Raw genomic sequence first — 15,397 nt, forward strand, 5'->3', positions numbered from 1 at the left:
GAGCGGGCGTACCGCCAAAGACGCGCATACCAGCGGCGCTACGAAAACCGGGTTTCATAATAGGCCTTTGCATCATTGGAATGTCGACTTTGCTTGCGATCATGCCAAATGCGTTTGCCCCGTATGATCCCAACTTTATCGATTACACTGCGGTCCGACAGCCACCAAGCTGGGCCCATCCCTTCGGCACCGACCTGCTGGGGCGCGACAGTCTGAGCCGCGTGATTTCAGCCTATTCGGTAAACATGCAGATGGCTGTCCTGGCCACGGTCTTTGCTCTGATCATCGGCGTCGTGGTTGGCGCGCTTGTCGGCTACTACCGCGGGATCGCTGATATGATCTTCGGGCGTGTCGTGGACGCGATCATCACGTTCCCATTTCTGGTTCTGGTCATTGCGGTCGTCGCCGTACTTGGTCCGGGCTTGGTCAATATGTACATTGCGATAACGGTTGTTGGTTGGGTCTACTATGCCCGGTTAATGCGAGCCGAGATCATTGCGCAGATGGGAAACGACTATGCCGCTGCAGGCATCGTCATGGGATACTCCGACAGGCGCATTATCTTTCGCCACCTTCTGCCGAATGCGATTACGCCGGTTATCGTCTACTGGATGACGGATATGGCGCTGGCAATTCTGCTGGGTTCGTCACTTGGGTATCTGGGTCTTGGCGCACAGCCACCGCAGGCGGAATGGGGCGTCCTGATCGCAGAAGGCCGCAATTTTATCACAACGGCCTGGTGGTTGAGCCTGATGCCCGGGATCGCGATCGTTATCACAGGTCTTGGATTCTCCCTTATTGGCGATGGGTTGGCAGACCTGCTCAGGCCACGCGGGTAAGGAGTTGGCAATGACAGGCAATCAGCAACCTATCCTCGAAGTGAAAAACCTTAGTACAACCTTCTGGAAAGAAGGGACCCCTTTGCCAGCCGTGCGAGACGTGAGTTTTTCCGTTCGACGTGGCGAAGTCCTAGGACTGGTCGGTGAAAGCGGTTCTGGCAAGAGCGTCACTTTGCGCTCGGTTCTGGGGCTATCGCGGCGCTATGGCGAAGTCACAGGAGTTGTGAATTGGCAGGGGCAAAACCTTGTTCCGCTTTCCGAACGAAAACTGAGGCGCATTCGCGGTGGCGAAATTGCGATGATCTTTCAGGAGCCGATGACATCGCTTAACCCATTGTTGACGGTTGGTATGCAACTGACCGAGACGTTGAAGGCGCATACCGACCTCAATCGCGCGGCGCGCCGTGACCGGGCGGTTGAGATGCTGGATCATGTAGGGATTCCATCTGCCGCGTCACGTTTGAACGAATACCCACATCAGTTTTCAGGTGGTATGCGGCAGCGCGTTATGATCGCGATTGCTCTGGCAGCTAACCCGAAACTGTTGCTCGCGGATGAACCAACCACCGCATTGGACGTTACGATTCAGGCGCAGATTCTTGATTTGATCCTGTCCTTGGCCGATGAGCTTCAGATGGGCGTGGTTCTTGTCACGCATGATCTAGGTGTGGTCGCTCAAACCTGTGAATCCTTGGCTGTCATGTATGCCGGACGGGTGGTTGAACAGGGGGCAGTGCGTCAGGTTTTGAATGCACCACGTCACCCTTATACTGTTGGACTGATGCGGTCTGTTCCTCAGAATGTGCCGCCGCGCACACCGCTCTATTCGGTGCCGGGCACGCCTCCGAGCCTCGAGAGATTGCCTGTCGGATGCGCCTTTGCCCCACGGTGCCACAGCACAGTCGACGCGTGCCTGAACGCGCGCCCACCCTTGTCGGCAATATCCGAGGGTCGTCATGTGGCGTGCTTCAATCATGTGCCTGCAGCTCAGGGAGACGTCGCATGACAGATACGGTCATGGAGATAAACGATGTGGGTCTTCAATTTCATTTGTCACGATCGGTTCTTGATCTGATCCGCCAGCGACCCGGGCGGGTTGTCAACGCGCTGAACGGTGTCAGCCTCGAGCTCAAGCGAGGAGAAACACTGGGCGTTGTCGGCGAGTCTGGGTGTGGCAAGTCCACGCTCGCGCGTTGCATCGTTCGGCTTCACCAGCCTCAGACCGGCAGTATCCGTTTCGCAGGAAAAGATATCTTTGACCCGAATTTTCGTAACGAGCGCGACTACAACCGTCGCGTTCAGATGATGTTTCAGGATCCTTATTCGTCCCTGAACCCTCGGATGACGACTGGTCAGATTCTGTCCGAGGCTCTTAGTGTTCACAAGATGCGTCCCGAGAGTGAAATTCCTTCGCGCGTTATGGAACTGTTGGATCTGGTACGCCTGCCACAGGACGCCGCATACAAATTTCCACACGAGTTTTCAGGGGGGCAGAGGCAGCGAGTTGCTATCGCACGTGCGCTGGCGGTCGAGCCGGAAGTTTTGATTGCCGACGAACTGGTTTCAGCGCTGGACGTTTCAGTACAGGCACAAGTCGTCAATCTTCTGCTTGAATTGCAGGACAAACTGAACCTTACAATTCTTTTCGTCGCACATGACTTGCGACTAGTACGTCACGTCTCGAACCGGGTGGCCGTAATTTATCTGGGCCGGATTGTGGAGATCGGCGATAGCGAAACCTTGTTCTCCGATCCCTCACATCCCTACTCCCAAGCTCTGCTCAGCGCTGCGCCATCGCTTGATCCGGATGACAAAGGGAACGTCATCCGACTGGAGGGTGAGTTGCCGTCACCAATGAACGTACCGCCCGGATGCCCGTTCCACGTGCGCTGTCGTTTTGCCACAAGTCTTTGTCAACGCGGCGTTCCCGCACTCAGACAATTTGGGGAGTTTGGAGAGGTCGCCTGCCACCACGCGGAAGAGATCAAAGCACATGCTGGATAGGTTTCATTTATGTCCGAGCGAAAGAATTTCGCTGTTCCGCGACCAAATGAGCGTGCAGGACCTGGATGCCTTTATACTACCACGATTTGACGCCCATCAAGGCGAATACGTCGCACCGCATGACGAACGTCTGGCGTATCTGACCGGGTTCACCGGATCTGCCGGACTTGCCTTTGTAACACCTGAGACCGTCGCCCTTTTTGTCGATGGTCGATACAGCTTGCAGGCTACGCAAGAGTGCAAAGGCGCGTTATTCTCTCATCATCATCTTCATGGCGAGACGCCCGAAGAGTGGCTGAGAAAAGAGATGCGTACAGGTTGGCGCCTCGGATATGACCCGATGCACATACCCCCGTCGTGGTTTGACCGGTTTGACGCAGCCTGCAAGGATGTGGGCGCAATGATGGTGCCGCAACAAGTCAATCCGGTCGACGCGGTTTGGACAGATCAACCAGCGCCACCCTGTGGTCGTGTGACAGTTTTACCGTCGCAGATTGCCGGGAAAAACTGTGCAGAAAAATGCTCTGATCTGGCGAACTATCTGGTTCAGCGACAGGCCGACTTTGTTGTCGAAACACAACCTGACAATATCGCCTGGTTACTGAACATCCGCGGCGCGGATGTTGGCTATAATCCGGTAGTTAACTCCTTTCTTCTGGCACATCGGGACGGGACGCTGATTTGGTTTGTCGATCCGCAAAAGCTGGATGATTTCGTAGAGAGTGCATTGCCCTCAAGTCTTCAGATAGTTCCACAGGTAGAGTTTTTGCCCACGCTCAAGGCCAGATTTCGGCCAAATCAGCTGGTATTGGCTGATCCGGATTTCTCACCTGTCGCCGTAAGACAAACCATCGAAGAAGCCGGTGCGAAACTTGGTTCTGAACGCAGTGTGATTACCCGGACTAAGGCATTGAAAAACACGATCGAACTGGAGGGTCTTCGAACCTGCCATTTCACCGACGGAATCGCGTGGGCAGAATTTGGTGCCTGGCTTGCAGACACGGTTCCCGTTCGCGCCGAAAGTGGTGACCCCCTGACCGAGCGTGAAGCAGAGCAAAAATTGAAGGCGCTGCGCTGCGCACAGCAAGGTTTCCTAGGTGACAGTTTTCATGCGATCTCAGCGGCAGGCGGGAACGCGGCGATGTGCCACTATAGCGCGACCGCGGATCGGAATGATCCTATCCAACCGGATCAAACCTATCTGATGGACAGCGGCGGACAATACGAGACGGGAACGACCGATACCACCCGGTGCTATGCTTTTGGAGCACGGCCTGACGGGTATGATGAGGCATACACGGCAGTCTTCAAGGCCTTCTGTGCCTTGGCCACCTTGCGATTCCCGCCTGGTACCCAAGGGCACCATATCGACGGGATCTGCCGCCGCCCTTTGTGGGATCTCGGGCTGGACTATGACCATGGGACCGGTCACGGCATCGGCCATCGACTGTCAGTGCACGAACACCCGCAGAGAATAGGAAAACCCTATAACCCGATTGATCTGGAACCGGGCATGGTCATGTCGATTGAACCGGGGTTTTACAAGGCCGCCAGCTTCGGCATCCGCATAGAAAACGTCTTTGAGGTCGTCACAGAAGACAACGGTTTCCTTGCCTTCCGCAATATGACGTTTGTGCCAATTCAGGCTGACATGTTGATTGTTCAAAACCTGACTATGCCCGAGCGGCACTGGTTAAATCAATATCATCGTCAAATCAGACAGATGCTTTCACCGCGATTGAGTGATCCCGCAAAAGAGTGGCTGACAAAAGTGACGACTGCAATCTGAAACACGAAGCGAACTTTTGGCCGGGCTGTATGCTGCTGTGCGGCGAAACGAGTGGCGACGTTTCCAACCGTCAGAATACCAAGCCGATAACGGCTCGCGCGTGGAGTAAGAACAATAAGATGTGCCGGGATCGCCGAAGCGGGTGGTTTTGGTCACATTAAGGGTTGGTAAGATTACCAGATTTATCAGAATATCGCCAATTGGCCCGTGAAATCTCTGTCGATGCCGTGGCATTGGTGCCGGGTCCAAATTTCGACCGTGCCATGGGCAAGTCTTTCATGACCAACGAACGCCTCATCGTGGTTGTGATACCCGCTTCAGGAGAATCCGCCGCCATTGTTCCAAATCTGGAACTTGGCTCGTGGGATCAATTAAGGTTCGAAGGAGCGGTATTCGATTGGCGGGATGAGGCCGGTTACAAAGGGGCTTTCGCCGCTTTGGCGGACCACCTGAGCATCATGTCCCTTACAGTTGAAGGACAGGTCATGCGTGTTTTTGTCTCTGATGCACTGACCGAAGCTATGCCTGGGTTAAAGATAATTGATGCAGAGCACCAAGTCTCGAAACTGCGCCTGATCAAGTCCAGCAAGGATGTGGCTTCCCTGCAAGCTGCAATCACCATCTCGGAACGTGCGCTTGAGCAGGTAATCGGGACTGTACGTGCAGGCCAGACCGAGAAACAGATCGAATAGGCTTTGATCCAGGCAATGTTTGCCGAAGGCGCCGATTCACAGGCCTTAACACCGATTGTGGTCGCAGCCGACAACTCGACCCGACCGCGCGGGAAAGCGCGTATGGATTATCGGCTTCAAACTGGCGATGCGCTACTCTTTGACTTTGGCGCGCGCAAGGATGGACTTGTCTTTGATATTACGCGAACCTTTTTCGTTGGCGAAGTTTCAGATGAGGGCAAGGCCGTCTACGAAACTGTATTGCGAGCAAACCAGATGGGTCTGAACGTGTGTCGCCCCGGTGTGACCGCCCATGATATCGATGATGCAGTCATCGGCGTTCTTGAAGCATCCCCATTCGCCAATCGCATACGCACCAAGACAGGCCATGGTTTGGGTCGGGATTTGCACGAGGCTCCTTATATCATGCGCGGAAACAACCAGGTAATGCGCGCAGGCATGGTCTGGACCAACGAACCGGGTCTGTATGACCTGGGCAGTTTTGGTGTCCGTATTGAAGATGACGTCCTGGTCACAGAAGACGGGTGCCAATCACTGACCAGCTTCCCGAAAGAGCGTGTTGTCCTGGGGTCAGTACGTCGATAACCGGGCTGTCCCAGCCACACGGTTGGCGGTCAGTGGTCGGATGCCCACATGACGCGGGTTAGATATGTCGCAAAGCACTGATTGCGAGGCATTGTCTTGGCAATCGCAGGGCACGGGTTCCCCTTCTGCCATGTCTTATCAAGTACAGGAAGTTGGGCTATTGTACCTAGCATTGCGCCTACACATGACGCGTCTAAAGCGCTGGCACCCCGTTTCATATGGTTGTTGTGAATTACAGGCAAAAAGGCGCGTTGACCACAAACCTGAAAGGTGACCTATGTCTTTCTCCAGCCGTTCTACAATTTCGCGACGCCGTTTCCTTGCCACGACAACTGCTGGTGCAGCGGCAATTACCCTGCACCCGTTTTCGGTGGCAGCGGCCAGTAATCAGGCGCATCTGCGCATCATGGAAACCACCGACATCCATGTTCATGTTTTCCCTTATGATTATTATGCGGACAAACCCCGCGACACAGTAGGCCTGTCCCGCACAGCGTCGATCATCAACGAAATCCGGTCTGAGGCGACAAACTCGCTCTTGGTGGATAACGGCGATTTCCTGCAGGGCAATCCGATGGGCGACTACATCGCTTACGAGCGCGGCATGAAGGACGGCGACAGCCATCCCATCATCACGGCCTTCAATACGGTCGGGTATGATGCCGCGACGCTGGGCAATCACGAGTTCAACTACGGTCTGGAGTTCTTGGACAAGGCTTTGGCCGGTGCCGAGTTCCCTGTTGTTCTGGCCAATGTCGCCAAGGAAAAAGGTACGAACCCGCGTGACGACAAGACCCTAGTACAGGCTTATGCCATTCTCGACCGTGAAATCGCGATGGGCGACGGCACCAATCATCCGATCAGGATCGGTGTCATCGGCTTTACCCCGCCACAAATCGTGAACTGGGACCGCAGGCATCTGGAGGGCAATGTCCAGGCCCGCGATATTGTCGAGACTGCTCAGGCCTATGTGCCCGAGATGAAGGAACAGGGATGTGACTTGATCATCGCCCTGTCGCATTCGGGGATCGGGGGTGCCGATTATGAGGACGGCATGGAAAACGCATCCGTGGTTCTGGCAGGTGTCGACGGGATCGACGCGCTGGTCACCGGCCACAATCACCTGGTTTTCCCGTCACCGACATTTGCTGACCGCCCAGGGATCGATGTGGAAAAAGGCACGCTGATGGGCAAACCTGCCGTCATGGGCGGTTTCTGGGGGTCGCATCTTGGCCTACTAGACCTACTTTTGGAACGGGATGGCAAGGAATGGCGCGTCGTTACCACGACGTCAGAGGCGCGACCGATTTCCAAACGCAACGAAGACCGCTCGATCTCCGCTCTGGTCGAAGATGATCAGAAGGTTCTGGAGTCGGTTGCGAAAGCTCATGACGAAACGCTGGCCTATGTTCGGCGCGCGGTCGGCAAAACCTCGGCCCCGCTGCACAGCTATTTTGCGTTGGTCGCGGATGATCCGTCTGTGCAGATCGTCTCGATCGCGCAGAAATGGTACGTCGAAGACATGCTGAAAGGCACCGAGCATGAAGGGTTGCCGATCCTGTCTGCGGCGGCACCGTTCAAAGCCGGAGGCCGAGGCGGTCCAGAGTATTACACCGATGTCCCGGTCGGGGACGTTGCCATAAAGAACGTGGCCGATCTGTATCTCTATCCGAATACGGTCCGTGCGGTTCGCGTGAACGGGGCGCAGGTGCGTGGCTGGTTGGAACGCTCGGCCGGTATGTTCAATCAGGTCGAAGCTGGATCCAAGGATGCGATCCTTCTGAACCCTGAATTCCCGTCGTACAATTTCGACGTGATGGACGGCGTGACCTATCAGATCGACCTGTCGCAACCGTCGCGCTTTGGGCCAAAGGGCGAAGAGGTAAACCCCGACGCAGCACGGATCGTGAACCTTGCCTTCAATGGCTCGCCTGTTACGGATGATATGGAGTTCATCATTGCCACCAACAATTACCGCGCATCCGGTGGTGGCGCGTTCCCGGGCGCAATGGGCGACACAATCGTGTTCGAAGCACCGGACACCAACCGCGACGTCATTGTGCGCTACATTGTCGAACAGGGCACAATCGATCCCAAAGCGGATGCCAACTGGTCGTTTTCGCCGCTGGCGGACACCACGGTGTTGTTCGAGACCGGTCCAAAAGCCCGTGACTATATGGGCGATGTCAAAGGAGTGGCAATCGAGGACGCCGGGGAAGGTGCAGACGGTTTCGCAGCCTTCCGCATCAAGCTCTGATCCGACCAATTTGTCACAACGATAACCTGACCCGCCACCTTGCTATCTCGGTGGCGGGTTTGCGCTGAACACCCGTACAATTCCAAGCCATCTGTCCCGGCGGCGGAAGATGCTACATTTTCAATCGGCGTTCCCGACATGCGTCGAGAGGGTGGGCCATAGAACTCAGCGAACCGTTGGAAGCCAGTTGAGCTTCTGCGCTCCCAGCCCTGTCAAAGAAGCTGAACGGGTGACCCAGTCCCCTGAAATCAGACTATCTCGGTGTTGATCATCCACCCTTGCAAGGATGAATCATGACACACAGAAGTAATGCCGATTAGACCTTAGATCTGATCAGTATTTGCGAGGATGGAAAAAGAGAATAACCGCCTGAAACGGATGAAGGCATGGGCAAGTTGGTGAAATCTGTATTCAAGGATCTCGCGGCAAAGGGAGTTTGAATACCCTATGGCAGGTAAAAAGTAGTCGCCTGCTGAACTGAATCTTTTTTCCACCATTTGGCAAAGACGACGGGCTGCGATCTGTGGAGCACAGCGACAACAGGTCTTTCAGCTTCTGAATTACATTCGATACCATGAAAGACCCCGCTCTGTTGATATTGAGTTCCTGTAATCCCGTCAGTTTATTCAGTCTCATTTGTACTAGAGGCCGAATTGAAGATTTTGCCTTTCCTGTCACTTTCGTCAGCGCTTGAAGCCTGAGTGCAGTTGGATACTACAACGCCTTCGGCTAGATCCAAATTTTTTTGTACGCCGTGCGCCATCGAACTCGTTGTCTTACGTCGCATTTTGGGGTCTTCGTCGCTGTCCCGGCTAGCCTCTTTTTCCCAACTGCCGAATTTTGACTGATCCGACGTGTCAACTCTCGGCCTTGATCGCAGCAACCACAATGTCGATTGCGTGGTCCAGATCCGATTGCGAGATGGTCAGCGGCGGCGACAATGTCAGAACGCATCCCTGACTGATCTTATAGCTCAAACCGGCCTCCAGACAGGCATAGTAAATCCGTTCGGCACGCGCATTACCCGGCGTTTTGTCGGCGCGATCATCGACGATTTCGACCCCGAACATCAAACCCCGTCCCCGAATGTCTCCGGCGGTAGGTACGTTCTGAAGTTCGTCCATAAGACGGCCAATTGCGTGCTCACCCAACGTGGCCGATCGATGAACCAACCCCTCATCTTCGATGATTTGAAGCGTTGTCAAAGCGGCCCGCGCGGTAACCGGGTTCTTTTCGTGTGTGTAATGACCAATGGCAAAATCTCCGCAGACATCCAATTGTTTGCGGGCAACACAAGCGGCAATGGGCAGGATGCCCCCGCCAAGCGCTTTTCCAAGCGTCACAATGTCGGGGACGATCTCGTCATGTTCAAAGGCAAACATCCTGCCGGTTTTGCCAAGGCCTGTCGGGATTTCATCCATGATCAAAAGCGCGCCGTGACGATTGCACGCCTCGCGCACGGATTTCCAAAACCCCGGCGGTGGTACATAGGGCACCGCACGCATCGGTTCGGCTATGACCGCCGCCACATCTCCTTCACGCTCCAGAACATATTCGACCATTTTCGCGCAGGCCAACCCGCAGGTTTCCGGTCCCGTGTGATTGTATGGGCAACGGTAGCAGGCGAAAGGCGCGACGTGTTCAGTGCCCGACAAGAGGGGGCCCGCGATATGACTGCGGAATGTCGCCTCGCCACCGACGCTTGCGGCGCCAAAGCCCGCGCCATGGAAGGCATCCCAGAAGCTGATCGTTTTGAACCGACCGGTAGCGGCGCGCGCGATCTTGAGAGCAACCTCGTTGGCGTCAGAGCCGCCTGTGGTAAAGAGCATTTTCCCCAGATCGCCAGGTACGATATCTGCCAGTTTTTCCGCCAAATCCACTGCCGGATCATTGGTAAAGCGGCGGGGCGCGAAAGGAAGATCGTCAAGCTGCGCCTTGATTGCGGCAACCAGACGCGGGTGCCCGTAGCCTATGTGGTGCACCGAGTTTCCATGGAAGTCCATGTACCGGCGACCCTCCATATCCTCGATCCAGATCCCCTCGGCCTTTGCAATGGTGCTGACGCAGGGTGATGACAGAGATTGATGCAGGAATACATCCGCATCGCGTTTGAGCAGAGGTGTCGACTTTGGTCCCATGGACTTTCTCAACCACGCCTTGCGCGCCTCGGATGTGTTTGATTCCCCTTCCGTGTGGACAATCTGTGGCATGTCCGCTCCTCGTTTCTGTCATCAAAAGATGCGGGCCCCTAAAGGCCCGCCAGTATCAGGGAGGATATGAGGCGCCCTTCCCGTCTGTGGGGAAAGGACGCAAGGTTTAGTTGGGCCAGGGCAGCGAATAGGTTTTGACGTTGGTGAAAAACTTCATCGCCTCGATAACACCCTCCTTCACGCCGTTTCCGCTGTCCTTGATGCCGCCAAAGGGTGACATTTCAATGCGGTAACCCGGTTGTTCCCAGATGTTGCAGGTGCCGACATTCAATCCGTTGATAAAGGCGATGGCCCTGTTCAGGTCATTGGTGCAGACCCCAGAAGACAGGCCGAACTCGGTCGAATTTGAGATCGCCATCACCTCTTCGTCGTTGTCCGGCACGCGCACGATCGGCACGATAGGACCGAAAGTTTCTTCCATCACCAGCTCGCTGTCATGGGGAACCTTGTCGACGACGATAGGCGGCAGCAATGCGCCCTGACGGCCCGGGTGATACAGGATTTCTGCACCCTCTTTTTCAGCCTGAAGAACGCGGTTTTCGAATATCTCCGCGGCTTTGTCGTGGATCACGCACCCCAGCTCGGTTTCAGGGTCTTGCGGATCGCCAAATTTGATCTTCTTGGCCTTCTCCAGAACCAGCGGTACAAACTTGTCGGCCACACTTTCCTGCACGAGGATGCGCTTGACCGCCGTGCACCGCTGACCGGAGTTTCCGGTCGCACCCGCCACTGCGATTGTTGCGGCTTTGTCCAAATCCGCATCGCTGAGATCATTCAGAACGATCAGAGGATCATTGCCCCCAAGTTCCAGCGCCTGACGCTTGTAGACGCCTTTTTCAGCGATCAACTTGCCCACCGGCACACCCCCGGTGAAGGTGATAATATCGATATGTTCATTGGTGATCATCTCATCGCCGATGTCAGCCGGCCAGCCGGTCACCACCTGGAACATCTCGTGCGGCAGGCCTGCCTCGTAAAGTATGTCGGCCAATGTCAGCGCGGTCAGCGGCGTCAGTTCCGTGGGTTTACAAACCATACAATTGTTGGTTGCAATAGATGGCGCGATTTTGTGGCTTACCATATTCAAAGGGTGATTGAACGGGGTGATCGCACTGATTGCTTTCACCGGCTCTCGGGTGGTGAAAATCTTGCGGGCTTTGCCATTGTGGGTCAGATCGCAAGAAAAGATCTCGCCATCGTCTTTTAACGCCTCAGCCGCCGCAAACTGATAAACATCCTGTGCACGTTTGGTTTCGTAGATCGCATGCTGGTGGCAGATGCCCAGCTCTAACGTCAGCCATTTCGCAAGATAATCACGTTTTTCACCGATCAGCTCGCCTGCGCGCTGCAAAATCTGGCTGCGCTCGTACCGGGTAAGTTTGGGTTTGTAATTCGCCGCAATTTCGAAAGCCCTGCGTGCGTGTTCTGAGGTGCCAGCGGGAACATGGCCCACGACCTCGTTGGTGTACGGGTAGAGGACGGGAATGGTTTCATCGGTAAAGACGATTTCGCCACCGATCCGCATTCCTTCGTTACGAACTTCGATTTTCGACATGGTCTGGTCTTTCATGGCTTACTGTGCCGCCGCTGTAGTTGCGTAGAAAAAGGCATCAAAGTTGCGCAGCACGGGTTGGTTTGGCAGGTCGATGACACGATTCACGATGAAGGGAACTTCTTGTTCCGTCAAACCACCATGGCTGCGCAGGGGCTCTTTGAGCGCTGCCAGATCATGGCGATGCTCGGACGTTCCGATGCAAATGTTTTCGCCAGAAACCATTACAATGTCGCCAATCCGGTCACCGGGCAATTCGAACCGTTCAATGGCCTGAGCCTTGGTCAGCACATGGGTGATCCCATCGGTCGCCTTGAGTTTGGCAATGATGTCGCTCTGATCCGCGCCATCCGGCAGATATGCGGTCGCGAACGAGCCCAGTGCACCATGATGGACGACATACGGGTCAGTGATCGGAAGGATGACCCGCGCCGCATCCTCGCCCAGCCATTCGTCCATCAGGTCCTGCACATAGACGACCGAAGGGGATCCATCTGCCAAGTGCTTTGGCTTCATGCCGTGATCAGCCGTCACCACGATGGCGGCCCCCAATGCGTCCAATTCGCCCAGATAGCGGTCGAACATGGCGTAGAAATCCAGTGCGCCCTTTTGATCGGGTGCAAACTTGTGCTGGATATAGTCGGTGGTCGACAAATACATGACGTCGGGCTTGAACTCTTTCAGCAGCTTGACGCCAGCAGCAAAAACGAACTCGGACAGTTCGGCCGAGTAAACCTCGGGCACGTCCATGCCCAACCACTTGCTGGCATTGTCGATGCCGTGTTCCTCAAGCGTCGTTTCGCCCGAACGCTCAGAAGAGAATGCAACCGCCCTGCCCTCGTCAAACTTCAGCCCGGCACCAAGCAGCGCGCGAAGCTTGTCCTTGGCGGTTACCATCGCCACGCGGAAACCTGCATCATAGAACTGCGAGAAGATGGTCGGCGCACGCAGGAAGCGGACGTCGTTCATCATCACCTCTTCACCAGTATCGGGATCGATAAGGTAGTTGCCGCAGATTCCATGCACGATCGGCGGGCGCCCGGTGGCAATCGAAAGATTGTTGGGGTTGGTGAACGACGGGATAACAGAATGCGCCAGACGGTCCGTACCTTCCTCCCGCATCCGTTTGAGGTTGGGCATCAGCCCATTGGCAATCGCCACGTCGAGGTATTCTGGTTCACATCCATCAAGGCAGATGGCAATTGCGGGCACTTTGGGCGTCGGGTAGACGCGCTCATTTGCTTCGACAGGGGTTTGAATGGTCATCTGTTTTTCCTTGATTTTTATGCGGCCAACTTGGCGCGTTCTTCCAGTGCCCGGAGAGGAGGCGCAGCGCTTGTCACGCCCATTTCTTCCAGAGATTCTTTTGCGGCGATCACAACTTTACGCATGACATCTTCGTCCATCTGACCGATGCAACCGACGCGGAAACTGTCGACGACAGTAAGTTTGCCCGGATAGATAATGAACCCTTTTTCCTTCATCCGGTTATAGAACTGATCGAAGACGAATTTCTCATCAGCCGGGCAGAAGAAGGTAACGATGATGGGGCTCAACCAACGATTATCCAGCAGTGTTTCGAAACCCAGTTCACGCATGCCCGCGACCATGACGTCCCGGTTGCGGGTATAGCGGGCACCGCGACCTGCAACACCTCCTTCGGCAGTGTGCGCCCGAAGCGCCTCGATGAAGGCAGCGACCACATGCGTCGGTGGGGTAAACCGCCACTGGCCCGTTTTATTCATATGCGACCACTGCGCATACACATCCAGAGACAGCGAATGACTGTTGCCTTTTGCGGCTTCAAGCTCGGTCTTGCGGGCCACAATGAACCCAAAACCCGGAACGCCCTCGATGCATTTGTTCGCCGAAGACACCATGGCCTCGTAACGGATTTCAGTGGGTTTGAGCTCAATCGCTCCAAATGCGGACATCGAGTCGATCAAAAGCTTGCGCCCGGCGGCATATGTGACTTCCGATATCTCTTCGACCGGGTTCAGGATACCCGAGCTGGTTTCGCAGTGAATGGCGACGACGTGCGTGATGTCCGGGTCATCCGCAAGAATGCGCGCCACTTCGTCACCCCTCGGCGGAAGGTAATCGCCCTTGTCCAACACGACATGATCACGACCCAGGTACTGCAACGTCTGTGCCGAACGCTGCCCGTAGGCACCATTTGCCAATACCAGCGCTTTTCCGTCCCGCGGAATAAAGGATGCCAGCATCGCTTCGACAGAAAACGATCCGCTGCCTTGCATCGGCACGCAATCAAACTCGTCGGCACCCTCGCCAAGCAGGTTCAGCAGGCTTGACCGCACCTCTCGCGTCATGGCGCGGAAATCATCGTCCCAGCTTCCCCAATCGCGCAGCATGGCCTCTTTGACCGCATAGGAGGTTGTCAAAGGACCGGGGGTCAAAAGGTAGGGTTCGCCGAGGCGCGGTTGCTCTAATTTTGGTTTGGATGGCGTCATTACCAGGCTCCAGAACAGCGTTTTCAGGAACACAATTGCAGCAACGCTTGCTATATGTGAAATTGCAATTATCAATCTAATCATAGGCGCAGCCTATGCATTCATCTTCAGGGAACTGTAATGCGACACAGCCAGTTGAAAGCCTTTCATTACGTGGCCAAACATGGGGGATTTTCCCGTGCGGCAGAGGCTTTGTATCTGACCCAGCCAGCGATTTCAGAGCAGGTCCGAAAACTGGAACAGGATCACGACCTGTTGTTGTTCCAGCGTGAACGAAAACGCGTGAACCTAACGCCCGAAGGCGAACAGCTTTACCGATTCACCAAACAGTATTTCGAGATCGAAGATCAGATTGAGGATTACCTCTCTGAAACCAAAGCCGCGATCGATGGAGAATTAAGGATCATTGCCGATTCGGCGCATCACATGACATCTTTTCTGGCGCCGTTCCAAAAGAAATACCCTAAAATCACGATCACTGTGCGATCCGGCAACACCGAAGAAATCCTGGAAGAGCTTCGGTCTTACAATGCAGAGATCGGTGTTGTTGGCAGCCTGTCTCCTGGCAAGGACATGGACGTATTGAATTTGGGGTCCACTGAAATCGTGGCCTTTGCTGGCCAGGGCGTGCTTTTGGCATCAAAACCCACCCTGACCCTGAAGGAGTTGGCCGAGTTGCCCCTGATTTTCAGAGAGCACGGGTCAAAAACACGCGAGAAACTGGAAGAAGCAGCCGAGAAACAAGGTATCAGGTTAAACCCGGCGATTGTAGCTGAAGGCCGAGAAGCCGTTCGCGAACTTGTTGCCTCGGGTGCAGGTATCGGTTTTGTATCTCAGGCGGAATATGGGCACGATGATCGACTGCGGCAAATCAAATTGAAGGGTGTGAATTTGCAAATGGGTGAAAGCATGATCTCACTTTCCCAGCGTCGTGACGTCAAGATCATACGGGCGTTTATGGACTTTGCGGAGCGGGTTCTTGGGGAGAAGGAAACCGC

General features: G+C 55.0%; 12 protein-coding genes. 8 read left to right on the forward strand and 4 right to left on the reverse strand.

The window, feature by feature from the left end; translation table 11 throughout:
• Window positions 1-80 precede the first annotated feature (80 nt).
• From AC2FLU_RS16685 to AC2FLU_RS16715, 7 genes are all read left to right on the forward strand, one after another.
• Complete coding sequence (locus AC2FLU_RS16685; protein ID WP_480555711.1) at window positions 81-839, forward strand: ABC transporter permease; 759 nt, start codon at window positions 81-83, stop codon at window positions 837-839.
• 10 nt (window positions 840-849) lie between these two features.
• A complete protein-coding gene (locus AC2FLU_RS16690) occupies window positions 850-1,845 on the forward strand; it encodes an ABC transporter ATP-binding protein (protein WP_480477679.1) in 996 nt (331 codons plus the stop codon).
• Complete coding sequence (locus AC2FLU_RS16695) at window positions 1,842-2,843, forward strand: ABC transporter ATP-binding protein (RefSeq protein WP_496812054.1); 1,002 nt, start codon at window positions 1,842-1,844, stop codon at window positions 2,841-2,843. Before AC2FLU_RS16690 ends, AC2FLU_RS16695 begins: the two co-directional genes overlap by 4 nt.
• Window positions 2,833-4,632, forward strand: a complete 1,800-nt coding sequence (locus AC2FLU_RS16700; RefSeq protein WP_496808863.1) for an aminopeptidase P family protein — start codon at window positions 2,833-2,835, stop codon at window positions 4,630-4,632. The genes AC2FLU_RS16695 and AC2FLU_RS16700 overlap by 11 nt, the downstream gene beginning before the upstream one ends.
• A 200-nt stretch (window positions 4,633-4,832) precedes the next feature.
• Window positions 4,833-5,324, forward strand: coding sequence for an aminopeptidase P family N-terminal domain-containing protein (locus AC2FLU_RS16705; RefSeq protein ID WP_496808862.1), 492 nt, complete (start codon window positions 4,833-4,835; stop codon window positions 5,322-5,324).
• A 15-nt stretch (window positions 5,325-5,339) separates the two neighbouring features.
• Window positions 5,340-5,909, forward strand: coding sequence for a M24 family metallopeptidase (locus AC2FLU_RS16710; protein ID WP_496812055.1), 570 nt, complete (start codon window positions 5,340-5,342; stop codon window positions 5,907-5,909).
• Window positions 5,910-6,186: 277 nt separating this feature from the next.
• Entirely contained in the window at window positions 6,187-8,166 is a 1,980-nt protein-coding gene (locus AC2FLU_RS16715) for a bifunctional 2',3'-cyclic-nucleotide 2'-phosphodiesterase/3'-nucleotidase (protein ID WP_496808861.1), read from the forward strand.
• Between the two features lie 857 nt (window positions 8,167-9,023).
• Here the strand turns inward: AC2FLU_RS16715 and pbfA are convergent.
• The 4 genes from pbfA to AC2FLU_RS16735 all read right to left on the reverse strand — a co-directional run bounded on the left by pbfA (window position 9,024) and on the right by AC2FLU_RS16735 (window position 14,399).
• Window positions 9,024-10,376: a (R)-1-hydroxy-2-aminoethylphosphonate ammonia-lyase gene (gene pbfA, locus AC2FLU_RS16720; RefSeq protein ID WP_496808860.1), complete on the reverse strand. Its 1,353-nt coding sequence runs from the start codon at window positions 10,374-10,376 to the stop codon at window positions 9,024-9,026.
• Between the two features lie 106 nt (window positions 10,377-10,482).
• Window positions 10,483-11,946 (reverse strand): phosphonoacetaldehyde dehydrogenase, encoded by a 1,464-nt coding sequence (gene phnY / locus AC2FLU_RS16725; protein ID WP_480520903.1) that lies wholly within the window; start codon window positions 11,944-11,946, stop codon window positions 10,483-10,485.
• A gap of 3 nt (window positions 11,947-11,949) precedes the next feature.
• On the reverse strand, window positions 11,950-13,194 hold the full coding sequence (gene phnA, locus AC2FLU_RS16730) for a phosphonoacetate hydrolase (RefSeq protein ID WP_480555725.1): 1,245 nt from the start codon (window positions 13,192-13,194) through the stop codon (window positions 11,950-11,952).
• A gap of 17 nt (window positions 13,195-13,211) precedes the next feature.
• Window positions 13,212-14,399 carry a 2-aminoethylphosphonate--pyruvate transaminase gene (locus AC2FLU_RS16735; RefSeq protein WP_480477699.1) on the reverse strand — a complete coding sequence of 396 codons (1,188 nt, stop codon included), beginning with the start codon at window positions 14,397-14,399 and terminating at the stop codon, window positions 13,212-13,214.
• A gap of 120 nt (window positions 14,400-14,519) precedes the next feature.
• Here AC2FLU_RS16735 and AC2FLU_RS16740 point away from each other — a divergent pair.
• On the forward strand, window positions 14,520-15,397 hold an 878-nt coding region (locus AC2FLU_RS16740), incomplete at its 3' end, for a LysR substrate-binding domain-containing protein (RefSeq protein ID WP_496808859.1).

Source organism: Ruegeria sp. SAZD013 (assembly GCF_059612525.1).